Raw genomic sequence first — 20975 nt, forward strand, 5'->3', positions numbered from 1 at the left:
TCGTCCTTCAGAACTGGTAGCGGCGCATGCGGCGCTGGATGCCGAAAAGGTAGAGCGACACACCTGCCAGAATGATGAGGAACATCACGGCGGCGATGGTTGCGCCCATGGACGGGTTGCCAAGCTGCAGCTGGAAGCCGAAGAAAGTACGATAAAGGAACGTGCCCAGAATATCTGTCGACTTGTCCGGTCCGGCAAGCGCACCCTGCATCGAATAGACGAGGTCGAACGCGTTGAAGTTGGCAACGAAGGTCATCACCGAGATCAGGCCGATTGAAGGCAGGATCAGCGGCAGCTTGATCTTGAAGAACTGGCTCCAACCGGTGATGCCGTCACATTCGGCCGCTTCGATGATTTCATCGGGAATATTCAGAAGAGCTGCATAGATCAGCATCATCGGAATGCCGACGAACTGCCAGACCGAGACGAGCGACACGGTGACAAGCGCCGTATCCGCCTTGCCGAGCCACGGGCCAAACAGCCATTTGAGACCGACAAGGTCCATCATCCACGGTGCGACGCCCCAGATCGGCGACAGGATCAGCTTCCAGATAAAGCCCACGATCACGAAGGACAGCAGCGTTGGGAGAAAGATCGCCGTGCGGTAGAAGGCAGCAAAACGCAGCTTCGGCAGGGACAGCATGGCTGCCAGCAGAATGCCGATCGGGTTTTGAACAAGCATGTGAATACAAAAGAATATAACGTTGTTTTTCAACGCATTCCAGAAATCGCGTGACCAGTTCGGATCACCGAAAAGTGCCTGGAAATTGGCGAACCCCACAAAAGCGCGCTGTCCGTCGACGACATTGAAGAATGCCTGCCGAAGTGTCTCGATCAATGGCAGCACCATCACCGCCGTATAGATCAGGACGCAGGGCAGAAGAAATACAAGTATATGCCAACGCCTTGGGCGCTTGTGCACAATACCTGTCATGTCGGCAGATTGGCTCATATAGGCATTCGCTCTTCAAGAGCATTTCCAGCAAAGGTATGAACCATTTGCGTTCGGAAATGCATAAAACCGATGGTTAGCGTTCTCGTTCACGAGAATGCGTGCAAACCGGGAAACAATATTTCCCATCCCTGCCCGCTCGCGTCATTTTAAACTGACACGGAATGCACCGATTGCAAAACTGCATGTCGATGCGACAGACGAAAGATATGGGCGGCGCGCCCCCGCGATCGCCGCCCATATTGTCCCGCGTTTTTACTTCGCAGGCTTGTACCAGCTGTCCAGACCTTCCTGCAGCTTCTTCGCGGCATCTTCCGGCGTCACAGTGCCGTTGATGACGTTGGCCGACTGAACCCAGGTTTCATTTTCGAGGTTCGGCGTGCCACGCGAGAGAATCTGGTAGGTCGAACGAATGGTTGGCTTGCACTTTTCGCGCCAGGAAACGAACTCCTGTGCCAGCGGATCGCTCATTTTCACTGCCGTCGAATTGAGGCTGAAGAAGCCCGGCAGCGCATTGGCGTAGATTTCAGCGAACTCAGGCGAAGATACCCAGTTCAGGAAAACCTTTGCCTGTTCTGCGTGCTTGCTCGAAGCGTTGAGGCCAAGGCCGATATCGTTGTGGTCGGAGATGTAGCAGGTATCGCCTGCATTCTTGACCGGTGGCGGGAAGGCACCCATCTTGAATTGCGCCTGCGTATTGAACAGGCCAATTTCCCACGAACCAGCCGGATAGATGGCGGCGCGGCCAAGCGTGAACAGGTTCTGGCTGTCCGGATAAGTCTGCGCTTCGAAACCGTCGCCCAGATAATCCTTCCACTTGGCAAGAACCTTGAACGGTTCGACCCACTGCGGATCGGTGAGCTTTTCTGTACCGGCGATCAGAGCCTTGCGGCCTTCCTCGCCTTTCCAGTAGGTTGGTCCGATATTCTGGTAGCCCATGGTTGCGGCTTCCCACATATCCTTCGTGCCCATGGCCATCGGGATGTAGGTGCCGTCTGCCTTGATCTTGTCGAGAGCTTCGAAGAATTCGGCTTCCGTGGTCGGAGCCTTGAGCCCCAGCTTGTCGAAGGCTTCCTGATTGTAGATGAAGCCGTGAATAACCGAAGCCATCGGCACGCAGAAGGTCTTTGAACCGTCGTCAGTGCTCCAAGCGGACTTGGCAACGTCGGAGAAGTTCTTCATGCCTTCGAGATCGGTCAGGTCGGAGAGCTTGCCCTTGTTGAAAAGCTCGAGCGACGTGTCGAACGGACGGCAGGAAATAAGGTCGCCGCCTGAACCGGCGTCGAGCTTGGCATTGAGGGCCGCGTTATACTCGGTTGGCGCACTCGGTGCGAAATTGATCTTGATGCCAGGATTCTTGGCTTCAAAAGCCGGAATGATCTTTTCCTGCCAGATCTGCAGATCGTCGTTACGCCAGCTTTCGACCGTCAGTGTGACATCTTCGGCAAGCGCAGCCGATCCCGACGCCAAAAGCGTGGAACCCAGCAGCATGAGTTTCAACGTATTACGAACCATTTGACCTTCTCCCGTTTTTTAGCGCGGATGCGCAACAGAGGCGAAAGTACGCCAGACCGCTTCAGTACGATCGCTCCTCGCGTTATGGGAAAAGTACCGGCCCCCGCCGGTGATCTCCATCCCTATTCCGCGTGCTCCTCGCCCTCAGCGGCATTGCGCTCCCCTTCTGTTGAAATTAATGCCAAAAACGTACCAATTGTCCAGAGAAGTTTACAACTTTCGCGCATAAAAATTTAAAACAGTCGTTTTTCTCAAGTTTTATCAACGAATTAATCATTTTTCTCACAAGCCGACAAATCTGCTTGGTTAATGGTATTTTTTTGGTATCTTCAAGCTGGAGGTATCTTCATGACTGAATTCTTCATTGGCGTCGATGGTGGCGGCACGGGATGTCGCGCCGTGGTGGCGGGTAGCGATGGTGCGATTCTGGGTTCGGGGCGCAGCGGCTCCGCCAATATCGTCACCGATCCGCGAACGGCGCTGATCAATGTGATTGCGGCGATCGATAACGCTTTTGATGATGCCGGGCTGGATAAGGCGCATTATGCGACCAGTCACGCGGTTCTCGGTCTGGCAGGCGGCAATGTCGTGGGTGCAGGCACCCCGATAGAACGCGGCCTGCCCTTCGCGCACTCCAATGTGGAGTTTGACGGCGTGATCGCCCTGCAGGGTGCGCTTGGCGATCAGGACGGCATCGTTGCCATTCTCGGCACGGGCACGGCCTACATCACACGCCGGAGCGGTCGAATTCATTCAGTCGGCGGATGGGGTTTTCCTTTGAGCGATCTCGGCAGCGGTGCGCGGCTCGGTCAAAGCTTGTTGCAGGAAAGCCTGCTCGTGCATGACGGCATTCATCCACGCACACGCCTGACGACCGACCTCCTCAACGAGTTCGACAACAATCCGGATAATCTGGTCGAATTTGCGTGGACGGCGAAGCCCGGTGACTTTGGCAAATATGCTCCACGTATTTTCCAGTATGCGAACGAGGGAGACGCGACAGCGCGGATGTTGCTGGAGCGTTCTGCTGGTTATGTAAGTGAAACGCTTGACGTACTGATCAAACAGGGCGCTGAACGCATCAGCCTGCTAGGCGGCATGGCACCGCTTTATGTGGAGTGGCTGCCGCCACACCAGCAGAAGCTTCTGGTAAAGCCTGCGGCGGATGCTTTGACAGGCGCTCTACAACTGGCCCTCAAGCGATATGGGTCGCAAAATGGAAAGGCGCGTGAATGAGCGGAAATTTCAGCGCTTTCCTGCCCAAGAACCTGCAGGGTTCTGCTCCCTCTTCTGGTGGCCCACTCTACATGCAGCTGCGTCAGTCACTGGAGACTGCGATCCGCGCCGGGCAGCTGGTTGATGGCGAAGCCCTGCCGCCGGAACGCGACATTGCTGAATATGCCAATATCAGCCGTGTGACGGTGCGCAAGGCGGTGGATGATCTCGTCAAGGCCGGGCTTCTCGTGCGCCGTCATGGTTCGGGCACGTTCGTCGTGCGCCCGAGCGAACGCGTGCAGCAGTCGCTCTCGATGCTGACTTCATTTACTGAGGACATGGCGCGCCGCGGCATCACCACGCAATCCCGATGGCTGGAGCGCGGCCTTTACTACCCTTCGCCTGAAGAGATGATGAAGCTGGGCGTTTCTTCGGAAACCCGCGTTGCCCGCCTCGGTCGCCTGCGCATTGCGAGTGACATGCCGCTGGCCATCGAGCGCGCAAGTCTTTCAAGCGAAATCCTGCCCGACCCGGATGCGGTCAAGGGCTCGCTCTATGCCGAGCTGAGCCGCACCGGGTTTCGCCCTGTGCGTGCGGTCCAGCGCATAGCAGCCTGCAACATCAAAGACCCCGACGCACGCATTCTGGGCGTCAAGGAAGGCGATGCGGGTCTGTCCATCGAACGGATTTCGTATCTGCCGTCCGGTCGGGTGGTGGAGTTTACAAAATCACTCTATCGCGGCGATGCCTATGATTTCGTAGCCGAGCTGACAATACCCCAACCTTGAGCGACCTCCATCAAAGAAAACGGCCCGTTTCCGGGCCGTTTTTATTTCATGTCAAAGCACAATCCGACCGGAGTGAAACGAGGATCGATAAGATTATGCTTGAAATAGAGGACGTTAGAGCGCCGATCTGATGTAATCAGATCGAAACGTGCTCTAATGGTGTTTCTTGCCTTCACGAGCCAGATCCGCTGTTGGATCGGCCGCGAGACGCTTGCGCGCCCGGTCATCCATCAGCTCATACCACATGGCGTTGAGCACGGCGAAAGCCGCAGCGAGCGGAAGCCCCAACAACCAGGAAAAATACCACATATCGCTTTCCTTTCTCGGTTGTTCCAAGCGCATCCTGAACAGTGTGAAACGGTTTTCAGGATGCGCGTTGAAACGAAACTTATAGAGCGCCGATCTGATGCAATCAGATCGAAATGCACTCTAGTAAGCGTGATTGCTGTCGTCTTCGATCATGTCCTTGTCGACCTTGCCCCACAGGACCTTGTAAACCCAGGACGTGTAGACAACGATCAACGGCAGGAAGATGAGCGTCACAACCAGCATGATGAACAGTGTCATATGGCTGGAAGACGAATCCCATACCGTCAGGCTTGAGCGCGGATCGAGCGACGATGGCAGAATGAACGGGAACATCGACACGCCGACCGACGAAATAATGCCGAAGATCGACAGCTTTCCGAACAGCAGCGGGGCCAATTCACGACGGCTACGCAATGCGATGAAGACTGCCAATGCCCCCAAAATGCCGAGCGCCGGAGCGATCAGCAGGACAGGATAGTTCACATAGTTGGTGAACCATGCACCGTGATCCAGTTCCACAGTCTTGCGCAGCGGATTGGATGGCCCGTCAGTGACGATGGCGCTCGTGATCCGGTAGCCCGAAACCCAGAACCAGCTGACAACCCCAGCCAGCACATAGAGCACCACAGTCAGAAGAGCTGCGATGCTGCCGTAGGACCGGGCACGCGCCTGAATATCCCCGGTCGTCTTCAACATCAGCCAAGAAGCGCCATGCATGCAGAGCATGGTCACCGAAAGCACGCCGCAAAGCAGTGCAAACGGATTCAGCAGACCGAAGAACGAGCCTTCATAGAATATCTGAAAGTCGTCGGCGATACGGAATGGAACACCCTGTAGGACATTGCCGACGGCAACGCCGAAGATAAGGGCAGGAACGAAACCGCCGATGAAAAGCGCCCAGTCCCAGCCTCTCCTCCAGGCCTCACTCTCGCGCTTGGAACGATATTTGAACCCGACCGGACGCAGGATGAGTGCGAACAGGATGACAAACATCGCCAGATAGAATCCCGAGAAAGACACCGCATAGAGCTGTGGCCAGGCAGCGAAAATAGCACCGCCCCCGAGGATCAACCAGACCTGATTGCCTTCCCAGACCGGGCCGATCGTGTTGATGATGATGCGTCGCTCGACATCGGTTTTGCCGACGACGGGCATGAGTATGTCGACACCAAGGTCGAACCCGTCCATCGCGGCAAAAGCGATCAGCAATACGCCGAGCAGCACCCACCAGATGAGACGCAGGGTTTCATAGTCCAACAAATCGCTGAGTATCATGATCCTTACTCCGCAGGTGCGATGCTGGCCGGGGCGAGCATTGCTTCCGGCTTGCTGTCGGGTTCAGGTCCAGCCTTGATAGCACGGATCATCAGGCCCATCTCGATGATGAAGAGAACCGTATAGATCGCCACGAAACCAAGTATGGTCAGCAGCACTGTGGATGCTCCGAGATTGGAAACCCCGACTGCCGTCGGCAATATGCCTTCGATGACCCATGGCTGGCGGCCGAACTCCGCGACGATCCAGCCCATTTCGGCTGCGATCCACGGTAGCGGTATTGCAAACACGGCAATCCGCAACAGGAACGGATAACGGTCGAGTTTACGACGCGCAGACAGCACGAAGAATGTGCCCGTCAACAGGATCAGGAAGAAGCCGATGCCGACCATGATGCGGAAGGCCCAGAACAGGGGCAGGACACCGGGAACGGTATCGTTTGCGGCCTGTGTGATCTGTGCGTCGGTTGCCTGACGCGGATCGTCGACATAGCGCTTCAGCAGAAGCGCATAGCCCATCCACTGACTGTTATCGGCAAAGACGTCCTTCACTTCCTGCGGAACGGCATTCGTGTCGCCAGCCGCACGGATTTTCTGCAAGGCGTCATAGGCGACGATGCCATTGCGGATATGGTTCTCCGCACTTTCAACAAGATCGTTGATGCCCTGAATTGGGGTGGTGAGAGAACGCGTACCGATCAGGCCCATGACCCACGGAATATGCACCGCGAAGTGGGTCTCGCGTGCTGCCTGATCCGGGAAACCGAAGACGGTGAACGAAGCCGGAGCCGGTTCTGTTTCCCACATGGCTTCAATCGCCGCGATCTTCATCTTCTGATGTTCGTTGGCCAGATAGCCGCTTTCGTCACCAAGGACGACGACGGAAAGTGTCGCGGCAAGACCGAACGATGCTGCAATGGTCATCGAGCGCTTGGCGAGTTCTACCGAGCGTCCCTTGAGCAGATACCAGGCCGAAACACCGAGGACGAAAACAGACGCGGTGACATAACCGGCAGAAACCGTATGCACGAACTTGGCCTGCGCGACCGGGTTCATCAGCACTGCGAAGAAATCGGTGATTTCCATACGCATGGTTTCGGGATTGAATGCCGACCCGACCGGATTCTGCATCCAGCCATTGGCGATCAGAATCCACAGTGCCGAGAAGTTGGAACCTGCCGCGACCGCATAAGTCGCCATGAGGTGCCCGACTTTCGACAGGCGATCCCAGCCGAAGAAGAACAGACCTACGAAGGTTGCTTCAAGGAAGAAAGCCATAAGGCCTTCGATGGCGAGCGGTGCGCCGAAGATGTCGCCGACATAGTGGCTGTAATAACTCCAGTTCATGCCGAACTGGAATTCCATCACGATGCCCGTCGCGACGCCCATGACAAAGTTGATGCCAAACAGCGTACCCCAAAATTTCGTCATCTGCCGCCAGATGAGTCGCCCCGTCATCACGTAAACGGTTTCCATGATGGCAAGCAACACGGAAAGACCCAAGGTCAGAGGTACGAAGAGGAAGTGATAAAGTGCCGTGATTGCAAACTGCAATCGCGACAGGGAGACAATATCGAGTTCCATCTCTTTAAGCCGGTAACCCGGCCCTCCTGGTGTTATGAGCGGCGCTTCAGCGCGGCCCCCTTTTGAATACGGCGGCTTCCCGGAAACCGTACTCCGCATCAATTTCAAATATTGGTCCAGATATGGACACGGACTTCAAATCATTTCCATGTCCGCGCAGCTCACCTCATGGTTTCGAGGATTTCGCCGAAGCGCGGCGAACTCTTACCTACAGACTCAACTAGAGCGCCTTGATTTAAAACAATGATCCGTTCGCAAATTCGCGCTTCGCGACTGATATGCGTTGCGATCAGCAATGCGCGCGAACCTGCTCTCGCCTTGAGGCGATCGAGAACATCCTGTGCGGTTGCGTTATCGAGACCTTCGGTCGGTTCATCCAGTAGCCAGAGCGGCGCATCGGTCAGGAAAAGCCGCGCCAGGGCCAGACGACGTGCTTGCCCGCCCGAAAGCCCCAGTCCGCCCTCGCCCAGCATTGCGTCCAGTCCGGCAGGCAATTCATCGATAAACGCGCCAAGGCCCGCAGCCCGCAAAGCGTCAATCAGTTCATCATCGCTCGCATCGGCACGCGCCAGCCGGAGATTGTCGCGAAGACTATCCTGAAATAGCTCTGTCCGCTGCGTGAGAAGGCGCGCGGGCAAAACCGAAACGCTGCCCTGATCGGCCGGAATTTCTCCGGCAAGGAGATTGAACAAGGTCGATTTGCCTGCGCCGCTTGTGCCGACGATGGCAATACGCTCACCCGCTGCAGTATCGAGATCGAGGTTTTTGAGGGCATCGTGATCCGCGCCCCCGTGACGAACCGACACGTTTTTCAGATGAACCGCTGCGCCATTCTCAGGTTTTTTGGGTGCAGCCAGTTCAGCGTCATCGTTCAGTTGAGGTGCAACCCGTCTGGCAGCAAGTATCGTGCGCCCGAGTTCCATCGCGCCGCGCCGCAATGCTGAAAACGGCTCCATCGCACCAAGAATGATAAGCATTCCGAGCGCTGCGACGGGCGCGCCGATCATTCCTGACTGCATCAACAATCCAACGGCAACAAGGCCGCCAGCAAGCAATGCGGCATGAACGATCCCGAAACCAGCCCCGGTAGCGATCTCTATGCGATTAAGCTTGCGATCCGAAGCGGCGACATAGCCGTCTGCACGGACCAAAGCCAGCTTCTGATCTTCGAGGCGCCCAGCCATAAGAAGTTCAGTCTGCCCCGCAACGAGATCGACAGTGCGGGCGCGCAGTGCTTCCGTACCTTTTGCACGTTGTCGCATGGATTTTTCGGAACGACGAGCCGCAGCAAGCGGAAGGCCCAAACCGGCAACAAGCAGGACAAGAGCAACCAGCAACCCGAAAAGGGGGCTCATCAGGCCGAGAGCGATGCCAGCCACAAGCGCGGTAGCGAGTGCAGCACCGACAGGCACCACCACGCGCAGATAAAGCGAGTCGAGTGCATCAATGTCTGCCGTCAGGCGGAACAGAAGACGCGCAGGGCGCTTCAATAGCGCGTTTGCAGCGGTCGGGCGCGCCCAGCTACGGAACAGCTTTTCGCGCAGTGCGGCAAGGATCGCAAGCGTTGCATCATGGGTGACGAGCCGCTCCAGATAACGCGAACCGGTACGCAGGATCGCCAGCAGACGAATACCGGCTGCAGGAGCGAACACATCGAACACAACCGCCGTCGCCATGCTCAAGCCCGCAATCGCCGTTGCCGTTATGAACCAGCCTGACAGGCCGAGAAGAGCGATACCGGCAAGGACCGTTACAGTAGCCGTCGCTATACCGGCAAGAAGTGCTGTCCCCTTGGTGCGGAAAAAGAGGCGCAGGATCGGTTGCAACGATTGAAAACCGTTCATTCTGCCGCCCTCCTCTGCCAGACAGGATCGTTATCCACGCTGCCGTCCAGACGGACGATACGGTCCATCCTGCGGGCAAGGGTTTCGTCATGGGTAGCGACGATGAGCGTCTTGCCTTTGGCTAGCCTGAGAAGGCTGTCGGCAATGACCTTCGCGGTTTCCTGGTCAAGATGGGCTGTAGGTTCATCGGCCAGGATAATATCGGCATTGAGATCAACTGCCGCTCGAGACAGCGCCAGCCGCAGGGCTTCGCCGCCGGATATTCCCGCACCGTTCTCGCCGATGAGACTGTTGCCGGTGACACCCAGAACATGACCGAGCGCCATGTCATCAATGATGGCTTTGGTGGTTTCCACATCGGCTTGCCGACCGAGCGTGATGTTCTGACGAGCAGAACCGGCAAAGATATGTGGCTTCTGTCCGATCCAGCTCATCCTTGAGCGAAGCGCCTCTGCCGTATCGTCGGCCAACCCGATTCCACCGATTTCGATTTGGCCAGTTTGAGGAGCCGTCAGCCCGGCAACAAGGGCCAGAACAGTCGATTTCCCATAGCCGCTCGGCGCCAGCAGAGCCACGTGCTCGCCTGCCGCAATATCGAGATTGAATGCGGTGAGAACCTTGCCCCCAGTCCCATAACCAAAGTCGATATTGTGTAGAGTTACGGTAGGAGCATCACCAGTTGTTGCGTGGCTTCCAACCTTGCCGACAATTGGCATCGGATGTTCAGCCAGCTTTTCCAGTGCATCAATTGAAGCTTCGCCCGATGCACGGTCGTGCCAGACCGCTGAAAGATCGCGTAATGGTTCGAAGAATGCAGGCGATAGAAGCAGGACGAAAAGACCTTCGGCCAAAGTCAGCTTATGGCCCCACGCTCCGAAGTTGAGCTGGCCCAGCAGATGGAAGCCGATATAAACCGCGACCATGGCAACGCCGATAGCAGCGAAGAGTTCAAGCACAGCCGAAGACAGAAATGCGATGCGCAGGACAGACATCGTCTTGGAACGCAAGGTTTCGGCGTTCTGGCGCAGCCGGTTCGCCGTCGCGTCCACGGCATGGAATGTGCGAATGGTTGCAAGGCCCCGCAGACGGTCAAGCAGAAAGCCGTTCATTCCGCCAAGGGCTGTCAGTTGCTTTTCGCTGGCGGCCTTTGCACGCCAGCCGATCAATGCCATGAAGATCGGTATCAGCGGTGCGGCCACCATCAGGACAAGTGCTGCAGCCCAGGAATACCAGAGTACGACGGCAAGTATTGCGAATGGGATCAGCATCACGCGGATGCGGGCCGGCACAAAGCGCGAAAGATAGGGAACGACCATTTCCGCCTGTTCGGCAAGAATACTTGCCGCCTCACCGGATGACGGGCGCGTCACATCAAGCGGTGAACGTTGCGCAAGCGCTGAAACAGCATTGGTTCGAAGTCGGGAAAGTTCCAGTCGGGCGGCGTCGAAAGCTTTGGTAGCGCCTGCACTATCAAGAAGGCTGCGCAGACAGCCGAGAACGAATATGCCCGCCGCGCTGTAATAGATGGAATTATCGAAGCCGGTGTCGGCCAGTCGTCCGATTGCGTATGCGAGAATGCCCGCTTGCGGCAGCCACAAAAGTGCGGCTAACGCCTGAAGATATGCCCCCCGCTTCAGCAAAGACGGAACAGGACGACGCTGCGAGCGGCGCGAACGTTGTTGGTCGCTTGCCGCTTCGCCGTCTTCTGCCGTCAAAGTTTCCGTTCGGGGGACAACGGACGTCACTCTCTCTTAGGCTCCTTTTTGGCCGATGTTCGCCCGCGTCCGAGCGCCACGATCCTGTCCGTGGTTTCAAGGAAGCGGGTCACCTTGGCGCCAAGCGCCAGAAGACTTGTCAAACGGTCGGTATCGAGTCGCTTGACGTCGTCGTACCAGTTGGTCAGCCTTTCGATCAGGCCGTACATGTCCTTCATGCGATCCTGCGCATAAAGATCGCTGTCGCCTTTCGGCTGCTCCATCAGGATTTCACGCAGAACCGAGAGCGTGGGATCGATCTCGCGCTTCTTGCGCTCTTCAGCGAGCGTGCGCAGAATCTGCCACACATCGTCGGGCGTCGTGAAGAAATCGCGGCGATCACCGGGAATGTGCTTCAGCAGTACCAGATTCCAGCCCTGCAATTCACGAATACCCATGGACACATTCGAACGTGACACACCGAGAGCATCGACGATCTGGTCAGCGCAAAGAGGCTCAGGCGACACGTAAAGCAGTGCATAGATCTGCCCCACCGTGCGGTTGATGCCCCAACGGCTGCCCATTTCTCCGAAGTGGAGCACGAACGACTGAACGATTGGCGACAATTCCAAAATTCTCTCTCCCGTAAATTCTGAACTTTCAGAAATTACTGAAATTCAGATAATTCAAATGGCTTGAACCTTCAATCCGTTTGTCCCGGGCGAAAGCCCGAATGGACAATTGGCCGCAGCCCCGGACACTCCTCCAAATGCCCGAAAACACGATAGGCCACCGCTTCCGCTCCGCAGTCGGTAGGCAGTCAAGCCAGAGATTCGGCAAATGGCAGATAATGTTTCCGATCGGCAGGATAGCCGGTCTTGAAGCGAACTCCAAAACAGGTCTCCGGTCAGCCCGGAAGCAACAGCCGCTGCTTCCATGACGGAGCAGCGAATTTCCCCATTTGGTGCGACGGAAAACGCAAGCTTTCCGCCCTCTCCGCACCTTCAAGCATGATACCTACAGACCTATAGCGGGTCGGAAGATGAAGGCAGCTCCTTGCTGTCCTGCGTTCTGTCGCGATGGATCACGGCGCGGCTGAGCAGCATGAGCGTTACCGGCGTTGTGACGACCACAAAGACGGTAATCAGCACTTCATGCAGAATCGGCTTCGATTGCAAGATGGAGAAAAATATGATCGACGCGATCAAGATTCCGCCAGCGCCAAACGACGAGCCAAGCGTGGGGGCGTGAACACGCTCGTAAAAGCTTTTGAAGCGGACGAGTCCGATGCATCCGACGAGTGTCAGGAAGGCGCCGGAGACCAGAAAAAACGCAATGATCACAGCGGCCCATACGGGAAGTTCACCTGCATTGATCATTCGATCACCTCCCCGCGCATGAGGAATTTTGAAAGCGCCACGGTGGCAACGAAACCCAGAAGAGCGATAATCAGCGCCGTCTCGAAATAAATGATGCTGCCCGTGCGTATGCCGAACGTAATCAGGAGAAGCAGCGCGTTGAGGTAGAGCGCATCGGCCGCAAGAATGCGATCCTGCGCACGCGGGCCTACAAGCAGCCGATAAACCACACAAGCCAGAGCGCCAAGAAGCATCAGCTGAGCAGCAAGCAGGGACCAGAAGATAATGACTGCACTCATGCGGATTTCTCCTTTTCCATGACGTCCGCCGCTCCGAATATCTTGATGAGCGGCTGCTCATATCTTCCCTTGATCGTGTCCCGCCACGCCTGCGCATCATCCAGATCGAGTACGTGGATGGTCAGTTCGTGCCTTGCAGCGTTGTAATCCACCCAGGCCGTGCCCGGCGTCGCTGTGATTATGCAGGCGAGAACGGCAAGAGCGGTCCGGTTTTCCAGATCGAGCTGGATAACGACAAAGCCGGGACGCCGCTTGCGCTTGCGCGACAGAATGATACCTGCCACCGCGATATTGGATTGCAGGATGTCGTAGCTCATGGTGCCGAACAGCAAGAGCATCGTCGGGATCGAACGAATATGGTTCTTCTGCGGTTGCAGGGCCGTCATGATGAGACACGCCACGAGCGCGATGATCGCGCCAAGCAGGAGCTGTGCCCGTGTGAAGCCGTTCAAAAGCAACCAGAACAGGAGCAGCGAGGCGAACAGAAGCGGGTAAGGCAGGATTTTTTTCATTGAGCCCCCTCCGTTTCGGTGCCTGCGCGCGGCGCGTTGAGTACGCTGCTGATATAGGATGCGGGATTGTGCAGCGAACGCGCCGTTTCATCCATATAACTCATCGCCGGACCGGCAGCGATTGTCAGCGCCAGACAGATTGCCAGAAGCCCCGCAATCGGCACGACTTCCCGGACCAGAACGCGTGGCACGTTGCCTTCGAGCGATGCCCAAAAAGTGCGAATGCCGGTACGTGTCATCGCGATCAGCGCTGAAAGACCAGACAGCAGAAGGAGCGCGACCAAAGCCCAGCTTGCCGGACTGACTGGCATTGCGAGCTGCGGTGTCGGACTGTCGCCGTTGAAAACCGCTGCCAGGATCAGGAATTTGGCAATGAATCCAGAGAATGGCGGCAGGCCGATCAGCAATATCGCACAAATGCCGAAAAACGTTCCCAGAACGGCAAGGGTTGCGGGCAGTACTGCGCCGACTTCGTCTTCGTCTTCTTCCTCCTCATCGTCACCATAGGCTTCCATGGTAACGGCGAGAACGTTTGCAGCCGCATCCTGACCGCGTTCGATCAGTTCAATCAGCAGGAAAAAAGCCGCGATGGTAAGCGTGGAACTCACCATATAGAACAGCGCGGCGCCGGTCATGGCGGTGTTACCGCTGCCAATGGCAGCCAGCAACGTGCCGGAAGACACGAGGATACTGTAGCTGGCAAGACGTCCCATTGCTTGCGATGCGACCACCCCGATCAGGCCGAAGGCAAGCGTGACCATTCCACCGAAATAGAGCCAGTCATTGCCGAAACCATAGGAAGAACCGGCACCGATGCCGAACATCAGCGGCGACAGGCGCAGAAGGACGTAAATGCCGACCTTGCTCATGATGGCGAAGACCGCCGCCACCGGTGCTGCTGCTGCCGTATAGGTTGGCGCAAGCCAGAAATTGAGGGGCCACATGCCTGCCTTGACGAGGAATGCAACGCCCAGAACCGCAGCACCTGCTTCAAGCAGCATACGATCTTCAGCTGCGACCTGCGGAATTCTCTGTGCAAGATCGGCCATATTCAAGGTGCCGGTCACGCCATAGATCAGGCTGACGCCGATCAAAAACAGAGACGACGCGACGAGATTGACGGCAATATAATGCATGCCGGCCTTTACGCGCGCCGGACCTGACCCATGCAACGCCAGGCCGTAGGATGCCGCCAGCATCACTTCGAAGAACACGAAGAGGTTGAACAGATCACCAGTCAGAAATGCGCCGTTCAGCCCCATCAGCAAAAGCTGGAAGATTGTATGGAAATGCGGGCTGGCCTTGTGCCAGTGCGCAAGTGCGAAGCTGAGTGAAGCCATGCCGAGCAAGCTAGTCAGCACAAGCATAAGGGCCGCGAGACGATCCAGAACCAGCACGATGCCGAACGGTGCAGGCCAGTTGCCAATCAGGTAAACCAGAGCGTCAGGCGCCTTGTCGCTCGCCATGCCAGCAAGCGTGATGGCAATCGCGATCAAACCCAATGTCGAGATGGAGTTGATGGCCATCTTGAGCTTGCGCTTGCGCTCATCGAACAGCAGCAGGATTGCTGCCGTGACGAGCGGCAGAATGATTGGAGCAACGATGAGGTGCGTTTTCCAGTCCAACATCAGTTCTCCTTGCCGTCTACGTGGTCCGTACGCGTCAACCCGCGCGAAGCGAGCAGCACGACAAGGAAAAGTGCGGTCATTGCGAAACCGATGACGATGGCGGTCAGTACGAGCGCCTGTGGTACCGGATCGGTATATTGTGCGGCCTGAACGTCAACACCGCTATCGAGCACCGGGGCAGCATTCGTGCGCAAGCGTCCCATCGAAAAGATGAAGAGATTGACCGCGTAGGAAATCAGCGACAGGCCGATTGCCACCTGAAAGGTACGCGGGCGAAGAATGAGCCATACGCCGGATGCCATCAACACGCCGATTGCCAGAGCAAGAACGAGTTCCATCAGTTCTCCTCCTTCGTTGCGGCCAGCTTCTCGACACGGTGTTTACGGAGTGATTGGTGTGCGAGTGCAATCAAAACCAGCACGGTAGCGCCAACCACGAGGGTGAAGACGCCAAGATCGAACAGCAGGGCGCTGGCTGTCGGCATTTTTCCGATATGCGGTATTTCCGTGTATTGGAAAAATGTGGTGAGGAACGGATAGCCGAAGAACCACGACCCAGCACCTGTTGCCGCTGCAAACAGCAGTCCGAGCCCGATCCAGCGCAATGGCAGAATGCGCAAGCGGTCCTCGACCACGCGTGCACCAGACGCCAGATATTGCAGCAAAAATGCAATTGCGAGCGTAATACCGGCCGCGAATCCGCCGCCTGGCAGATCATGACCGCGCAGGAACAGATGCACTGCCAGCACAATGATAACCGGGAACAGCCATTGCATGATGACGGACGGCACGGCCAGATAATCGGCCAGTGTTTCACCTGCCTTGCGGTCAGGCGCTGCCTCGTCATAAGCGTCCTGGATTTTCTGCTGGGCTGTCGATCCGGTTGTGTCAGGGGCAGGACGGAAACGACGCAGGAGCGCAAAAACCGTGAGGCCCACAATACCGAGGACGGCAATTTCGCCAAACGTATCGAAAGCACGGAAGTCGACCAGAATGACGTTTACGACATTCTTGCCACCGCCGCCTGAATAGGCGTTTTCGAGGAAATAGTCGCCGATGCTGCTGGGCGAAATACGCGTCATAACAGCATAGGCGATGACAGCGACCCCTGCCCCGCTGCCGATTGCAAGCAGCAAGTCGCGATAACGGCGGATGCGCGGACCTATCTGCACCGGGAGCGGATCAGGATCCTCCCAACGCTTCGGCAGCCAGCGAAGCCCGAGCAGCAGCAGAACAGTGGTGACGATCTCGACCAGCAACTGGGTCACAGCAAGATCGGGCGCGGACAGCCAGACGAAGGTGATGCAGGTAACGAGCCCCGCCCCTCCGAGGAGGATCAACGCCGCAAGTCGGTGGTACTTGGCCTGATAGGCCGCGCCGATAGCACAGGCACCACCAAGTATCCAAAGTCCGGCAAAAATCGGGTCCACGGGCTGGGCGCCAAGCGAACCTGACTGCAAGCCGGAAACGAAAATCGGCCAGGCAGCTGCAAGGACGGCCACCGCAACCACGATACGGAGCTGCGGCTGCAGACGACGCGTGCTGAGGAAGGATTCTGCCTTACGTGCCCAGTTCCATGACAAGGTCACGAGAACACGTTCGAAAATGCGCTGCCCTTGCAAATGCCGGAATAAGGGGGGACCGTCTTCACTGGTGGCAAGATAGTTTTTCAGCATCCAGTGCAGAAGAATACCGCCGATCATGGCGACGATACTCATCATCAGCGGCAGGTTGAATCCGTGCCAGACCGAGAGACTATATTCAGGCGTCGCCTTGCCCAGCACCGACAGAACTGCCGAATGCAGAAACGGTCCGATGGAAAGGCCCGGAATGACGCCGATCAACAGGCAAAGCAGCACCAGAAGTTCAATGGGACGACGCATCCAGTGCGGCGGTTCGTGCGGCTCATGCGGCAGGTCATGCGGTGGTGGCCCGAAGAACGTCGAATAAATAAAGCGCACCGAATAGGCGACCGTAAAGATACCGGCAATCGTGGCGACATAGGGCGTGATCGTATCAAGCCACGACGCCATGTGCGTTTCCACCGCCTCAGCGAAGAACATTTCCTTGGAAATAAAGCCGTTGAGCAACGGTACGCCTGCCATTGCCGCACTCGCGACCATGGCAAGCGTTGCCGTATACGGCATGGGGCGCAACAGCCCGCTCAGCTTTCGCATGTCGCGCGTGCCGGTCTCATGATCGATGATGCCCGCAGCCATGAACAGCGATGCCTTGAAAATCGCATGGTTGACCATGTGAAAGATCGCGGCAACCGCAGCAAGTGGGCTGCCAAGAGAAAGCAGAACGGTAATCAGACCAAGGTTACTGATGGTCGAATAGGCAAGCAGCCCTTTGAGGTCCTGCTGGAAAACTGCGAAGAAGCTGGCAATCAGAAGCGTGATCAGCCCTGCCGAACCGACGATCCAGAACCACTCTTCCGTTCCGCTGAGAACCGGCCACAGGCGCGCCAGCAGGAAGACTCCGGCCTTCACCATGGTGGCCGAATGCAGATAGGCAGAAACAGGCGTCGGCGCTGCCATCGCATTGGGAAGCCAGAAGTGGAACGGAAACTGCGCGCTTTTCGTAAAAGCACCGAGCAGGATCAGAATAAGCGCCACGCTATAAAGCGGATGTGTCCGAACGATGTTCCCCGCTGCCAGAACTGTGTCGAGATCGTAGCTTCCGACAATATGGCCGAGGATCAGAACGCCTGCCAGCAGACAGAAACCACCGATACCCGTCACGGTCAGCGCCATGCGCGCGCCGTCGCGGGCACTGGCATTGTGATACCAATAGCCGATCAGCAGGAACGAGAAGATGCTGGTCAGCTCCCAGAACACGGCGAGCAATATCAGATTGCCGGATAGAACTACGCCGAGCATCGATCCCATAAAGGACAGCAGGAACGAGAAGAACCTCGGCACGGGATCTTCGGGCGACATGTAATAACGCGCATAAATGACGACCAGCAGGCCGATACCCGTGATGAGCATCGCGAAAAGCCAGGCGAAGCCATCCATTCGGAAGGTGACATTGAGGCCATAGGCCGGAAGCCATTCCACAGTGCCATGAAGCACCTTGCCATCCGACACGATGGGATAAAGGCTGGCGGTGACAATAAAGGCAACAAGCGCAATCGCTGCCGTAAACCAGGCCGAACCGCTACGATCCGCCCCTCTGAATAAGCCGGTTATGGCGCTGCCAAGAATGGTAGAAGGACAAGCAGGAAAAGCATTCTGCCGTCCATCGTCATGCGCCACAGGCCTCCTAGCCGAAATCAAGGTTGATCCGAAGCAGGCACCGCTCAAGAAAACAGCAACAGAATCGCTCCGGCAAGTTGTAGTGAGGAATCATATATTCCGATGGCCTTATTATGACCGGCCACGGAACATTATGGCAATAGCTTTCAATGGCTTATCGCATAGATTTGAATCATTTTATTGTTCCCTGCGCCGAAAAATCTATAATTTATCAACCGCTGCGAACCGCGACGCCTGACTGTCGGCCATACTGACCCGAAAATCTTTCAGCCGGATGACACGAAACTTGCCATGAATTTTACCGCAGATGCGGCTTCATCCTTCAAGCAAAATCGCCGATAGCCGTTCGGCCTGAACACGAATGTCCGGTACGGCAGTAACCTCCCAGAACGCGCCTTTCGTAACAGGTCCGATACCGTAAAACGGACCGGATGGCTCTCCTCGCTTATTGAGAATCTGCAGATCCCGTGTGACGTCAAAACCGAGATCGAGTGCATCCGGTCGGGCCAAGCCATGTTCCATGAGACCAATCAGCGCCGCATTGCGGGTTGTCGAAAAACGTGGATTGCCGCCACGACAATCAATAACCGTCGATACCTGCAGTTTTTCGACATGCTCACTACGCCGAGGGCGATAACGGACTTCAATCTCGCCGCCTTGGTCGCGCACCGAAACCAGATGGCCTGCCGCGACTTTGAGCTGGCCGCTGTTCACGGCAGCTTCAATACGCTTTGCGACAGCCGGTGCCATGCGATGCCGGTGCACATCCCACCAAGGACGCAGATGACGGAGGAAGCTGCGGCGCTGCGACGTCGGCAGGCTCGCCCAGATATGTTGTGTATGCGGACGCAGACCATCCATCACGCCACGCCAGCCGGAACCGGTTTTTTCCGCTTCCGTCATCATGGCACGCACGTGCTGCACAAGCTTGGAAAGGCCCAGCGATACCGGGAGATCGTCTGCCTCGACAGGGAAAGCTTGCGCAGGGGCATGAACCGCAGGAAGAAGCCCACGGCGCGAAATCGCATAGATTTCCGCACGATGCCCGTTGTCGAGCAGCGACAGGACGCTGTCGATCATCGACAGACCTGTGCCGAATATCGTCACCGGCGCATCTGTCGGCACATCGAAATAGCCATTGCTCGACCAGTATTCCGTAACGTGATTGCCGGATTTCGCGATGGCGGCTTCGTTGCCCGTGCTCACAATCACCGTATCGGCAGTGAACGTGTCTCCTGTCTCAGCGGTAACGGCTGGTCTGCCGTCCTTCAGCGCGACATCGACGACGCCGGTCTTTTCAACCTTCAAACGTGTATCATCGTCAGAAAGATAAGGCGCGATGAGATGCTTCAGATAGGAGCGGTAGAGTTTGCGTGGTGCAAAACTGTGCGGTTCCCACAAATGGCCGGGAGCGGCAATGTCGCTCGACTGCAACCAGTTCAGGAAATGATCCGGCTGATCGGGATATGCGCTCATATTGCTGGCGCGGACATTGAGAAGATGGCTCGGGTTTTCCGTCGCGTATGCGATGCCTGCCCCTAATTGACCTGAACGCTCGAAAATCCGCACAGTCGAATCTGGTGAGCGCCGAAGCAATTGTGCAGCCAGGATGATGCCGCTTGCGCCCGCTCCGATGATAATGAATGACTTCAAACTATCGTGACCTCGTCCCTTTTCACGACAACGATAAGAAAAGCGCGTCGTCAAACTATCGTTTTTAAATCCCACTGTTTTAGTTAGATTCCAATAAACAATCGCCCTTGTAAACCCCATAAAGCTGGGAAGGTTGCCCTGTTCAGACGCCTGCAGGCGCGGACAGCGCATGGATGCAACGATCAAAATGTAAACAGTAAAACCCGGCTAGCAACGGATCGTTGACAGTGTGTTTCAGAAACACGGGCTGGCTTCGACAGCCAAAATAACAATATTTCCCTCAACATCATTCATGAGGTTGTCTTGAAAATCCCAAGCCAGACAGCCTGTTGGACCGCTGAAACACAGGACAGAATAATGAACAATTCCCTGCTGAATTCCATCAAGAAGCGCCGCACACAGTACGCTCTGGGCAAGTCCCTTCCGCTGTCGAATGAAGACACCGCCGAGCTGATCCGTGAAGCGGTCAAGCACACGCCGTCTTCGTTTAATTCGCAGAGCTCGCGCGCTGTGATCCTGTTTGACGCCGAGAGCGACAGGCTGTGGAACATCGTGAAGGAAACACTTCGCCAGATCGTCCCTGCCGACGCTTTCGCCCAGACCGAAGCCAAAATCGACAGCTTCTCCGCCGGTGCAGGTACGGTTCTGTTCTATGAAGATCAGAACGTCGTTAAGGGTCTTCAGGAAAACTTCCCGCTTTACGCTGACAACTTCCCGGTCTGGTCCGAACAGTCGGGCGGTATGGCGCAACATTCGGTCTGGACCGCGCTCGCCAACGCCGGCATTGGTGCCAGCCTTCAGCACTACAACCCGCTGATCGACCACGAAGTCGCTAAGGCTTGGGACGTTCCGGCTTCGTGGAAGCTCCGCGCACAGATGCCGTTCGGCTCGAACGAACAGCCTTTTGCTGAAAAGGCTTTCATGGACGATGGCGATCGCTTCAAAGTGTTCTTCTAATCGCCTGATTGTACTGTATGAATTGAGCCGGGGGAATTTTCCTCCGGCTTTTGCATTTCCGCGGAAAAATATTTCATCAGACCGTTGTCCCCTCCCCAAAAGCTGGCTGTAATGGAGAAGCTTTGAAGAGAGTC

General features: G+C 56.4%; 17 protein-coding genes and 1 pseudogene. 3 read left to right on the forward strand and 15 right to left on the reverse strand.

Translation table 11 applies throughout. From position 1 onward, the window contains the following. Positions 1-7: 7 nt before the first annotated feature. A complete protein-coding gene (locus LJ361_RS06470; RefSeq protein ID WP_010658745.1) occupies positions 8-952 on the reverse strand; it encodes a carbohydrate ABC transporter permease in 945 nt (314 codons plus the stop codon). 255 nt (positions 953-1207) lie between these two features. Then, entirely contained in the window at positions 1208-2467 is a 1260-nt protein-coding gene (locus LJ361_RS06475; protein WP_010658744.1) for an ABC transporter substrate-binding protein, read from the reverse strand. 348 nt (positions 2468-2815) lie between these two features. On the opposite strand from LJ361_RS06475, the gene LJ361_RS06480 reads away from it, so the two are divergent. Together LJ361_RS06480 and LJ361_RS06485 are read left to right on the forward strand one after the other, a co-directional pair. Then, positions 2816-3703, forward strand: a complete 888-nt coding sequence (locus LJ361_RS06480; RefSeq protein WP_010658743.1) for an N-acetylglucosamine kinase — start codon at positions 2816-2818, stop codon at positions 3701-3703. Then, complete coding sequence (locus LJ361_RS06485; RefSeq protein WP_010658742.1) at positions 3700-4470, forward strand: GntR family transcriptional regulator; 771 nt, start codon at positions 3700-3702, stop codon at positions 4468-4470. Before LJ361_RS06480 ends, LJ361_RS06485 begins: the two co-directional genes overlap by 4 nt. A gap of 153 nt (positions 4471-4623) precedes the next feature. Here LJ361_RS06485 and cydX read toward each other — a convergent pair whose 3' ends face one another. From cydX to LJ361_RS06550, 13 genes and pseudogenes are all read right to left on the reverse strand, one after another. Continuing rightward, the gene (gene cydX / locus LJ361_RS06490) at positions 4624-4779 is read right to left on the reverse strand and encodes a cytochrome bd-I oxidase subunit CydX (RefSeq protein WP_029375948.1); all 156 of its coding nucleotides are present in this window, start codon (positions 4777-4779) and stop codon (positions 4624-4626) included. Positions 4780-4899: 120 nt separating this feature from the next. Then, the gene (cydB, locus tag LJ361_RS06495) at positions 4900-6054 is read right to left on the reverse strand and encodes a cytochrome d ubiquinol oxidase subunit II (RefSeq protein WP_010658740.1); all 1155 of its coding nucleotides are present in this window, start codon (positions 6052-6054) and stop codon (positions 4900-4902) included. Between the two features lie 5 nt (positions 6055-6059). Continuing rightward, complete coding sequence (locus tag LJ361_RS06500; RefSeq protein ID WP_012092944.1) at positions 6060-7637, reverse strand: cytochrome ubiquinol oxidase subunit I; 1578 nt, start codon at positions 7635-7637, stop codon at positions 6060-6062. A gap of 161 nt (positions 7638-7798) precedes the next feature. Then, the gene (cydC, locus tag LJ361_RS06505; protein ID WP_264813030.1) at positions 7799-9481 is read right to left on the reverse strand and encodes a thiol reductant ABC exporter subunit CydC; all 1683 of its coding nucleotides are present in this window, start codon (positions 9479-9481) and stop codon (positions 7799-7801) included. Beyond that, the gene (cydD, locus tag LJ361_RS06510) at positions 9478-11226 is read right to left on the reverse strand and encodes a thiol reductant ABC exporter subunit CydD (protein WP_151615656.1); all 1749 of its coding nucleotides are present in this window, start codon (positions 11224-11226) and stop codon (positions 9478-9480) included. The genes cydC and cydD overlap by 4 nt, the downstream gene beginning before the upstream one ends. Further along, positions 11223-11807, reverse strand: a complete 585-nt coding sequence (locus tag LJ361_RS06515; protein WP_012092941.1) for a GbsR/MarR family transcriptional regulator — start codon at positions 11805-11807, stop codon at positions 11223-11225. Before LJ361_RS06515 ends, cydD begins: the two co-directional genes overlap by 4 nt. Before the next feature lie 393 nt (positions 11808-12200). Next, positions 12201-12554: a monovalent cation/H(+) antiporter subunit G gene (mnhG, locus tag LJ361_RS06520; RefSeq protein WP_010658734.1), complete on the reverse strand. Its 354-nt coding sequence runs from the start codon at positions 12552-12554 to the stop codon at positions 12201-12203. Continuing rightward, a complete protein-coding gene (locus LJ361_RS06525; RefSeq protein ID WP_010658733.1) occupies positions 12551-12832 on the reverse strand; it encodes a K+/H+ antiporter subunit F in 282 nt (93 codons plus the stop codon). Before LJ361_RS06525 ends, mnhG begins: the two co-directional genes overlap by 4 nt. Next, positions 12829-13344, reverse strand: a complete 516-nt coding sequence (locus LJ361_RS06530) for a Na+/H+ antiporter subunit E (protein ID WP_264813034.1) — start codon at positions 13342-13344, stop codon at positions 12829-12831. Before LJ361_RS06530 ends, LJ361_RS06525 begins: the two co-directional genes overlap by 4 nt. Then, entirely contained in the window at positions 13341-14969 is a 1629-nt protein-coding gene (locus tag LJ361_RS06535; protein ID WP_151615694.1) for a monovalent cation/H+ antiporter subunit D, read from the reverse strand. The genes LJ361_RS06530 and LJ361_RS06535 overlap by 4 nt, the downstream gene beginning before the upstream one ends. A gap of 2 nt (positions 14970-14971) precedes the next feature. Continuing rightward, positions 14972-15310, reverse strand: coding sequence for a Na+/H+ antiporter subunit C (locus LJ361_RS06540; RefSeq protein WP_010658730.1), 339 nt, complete (start codon positions 15308-15310; stop codon positions 14972-14974). Continuing rightward, positions 15310-18224 (reverse strand): annotated as a pseudogene (locus tag LJ361_RS06545) (monovalent cation/H+ antiporter subunit A). Before LJ361_RS06545 ends, LJ361_RS06540 begins: the two are co-directional and overlap by 1 nt. A gap of 322 nt (positions 18225-18546) precedes the next feature. Then, positions 18547-19884 carry an FAD/NAD(P)-binding protein gene (locus LJ361_RS06550; protein WP_264813036.1) on the reverse strand — a complete coding sequence of 446 codons (1338 nt, stop codon included), beginning with the start codon at positions 19882-19884 and terminating at the stop codon, positions 18547-18549. A gap of 357 nt (positions 19885-20241) precedes the next feature. Between LJ361_RS06550 and LJ361_RS06555 the strand changes: the two genes are divergently transcribed. Further along, a complete protein-coding gene (locus tag LJ361_RS06555) occupies positions 20242-20841 on the forward strand; it encodes a nitroreductase family protein (protein ID WP_010658727.1) in 600 nt (199 codons plus the stop codon). Positions 20842-20975: the final 134 nt, after the last annotated feature.

Source organism: Brucella sp. JSBI001, assembly GCF_026014005.1.
In the GTDB taxonomy this organism is placed as follows: domain Bacteria; phylum Pseudomonadota; class Alphaproteobacteria; order Rhizobiales; family Rhizobiaceae; genus Brucella; species Brucella anthropi.

What these genes read in the sequence shown, in the direction of transcription:
- LJ361_RS06470 (WP_010658745.1), bottom strand. Translation starts at nt 952, where the DNA reads ATGAGCCAATCTGCCGACATGACAGGTATTGTGCACAAGCGCCCAAGG.
- LJ361_RS06475 (WP_010658744.1), bottom strand. Translation starts at nt 2,467, where the DNA reads ATGGTTCGTAATACGTTGAAACTCATGCTGCTGGGTTCCACGCTTTTG.
- LJ361_RS06480 (WP_010658743.1), top strand. Translation starts at nt 2,816, where the DNA reads ATGACTGAATTCTTCATTGGCGTCGATGGTGGCGGCACGGGATGTCGC.
- LJ361_RS06485 (WP_010658742.1), top strand. Translation starts at nt 3,700, where the DNA reads ATGAGCGGAAATTTCAGCGCTTTCCTGCCCAAGAACCTGCAGGGTTCT.
- cydX (WP_029375948.1), bottom strand. Translation starts at nt 4,779, where the DNA reads ATGTGGTATTTTTCCTGGTTGTTGGGGCTTCCGCTCGCTGCGGCTTTC.
- cydB (WP_010658740.1), bottom strand. Translation starts at nt 6,054, where the DNA reads ATGATACTCAGCGATTTGTTGGACTATGAAACCCTGCGTCTCATCTGG.
- LJ361_RS06500 (WP_012092944.1), bottom strand. Translation starts at nt 7,637, where the DNA reads ATGGAACTCGATATTGTCTCCCTGTCGCGATTGCAGTTTGCAATCACG.
- cydC (WP_264813030.1), bottom strand. Translation starts at nt 9,481, where the DNA reads ATGAACGGTTTTCAATCGTTGCAACCGATCCTGCGCCTCTTTTTCCGC.
- mnhG (WP_010658734.1), bottom strand. Translation starts at nt 12,554, where the DNA reads ATGATCAATGCAGGTGAACTTCCCGTATGGGCCGCTGTGATCATTGCG.
- LJ361_RS06525 (WP_010658733.1), bottom strand. Translation starts at nt 12,832, where the DNA reads ATGAGTGCAGTCATTATCTTCTGGTCCCTGCTTGCTGCTCAGCTGATG.
- LJ361_RS06530 (WP_264813034.1), bottom strand. Translation starts at nt 13,344, where the DNA reads ATGAAAAAAATCCTGCCTTACCCGCTTCTGTTCGCCTCGCTGCTCCTG.
- LJ361_RS06540 (WP_010658730.1), bottom strand. Translation starts at nt 15,310, where the DNA reads ATGGAACTCGTTCTTGCTCTGGCAATCGGCGTGTTGATGGCATCCGGC.
- LJ361_RS06555 (WP_010658727.1), top strand. Translation starts at nt 20,242, where the DNA reads ATGAACAATTCCCTGCTGAATTCCATCAAGAAGCGCCGCACACAGTAC.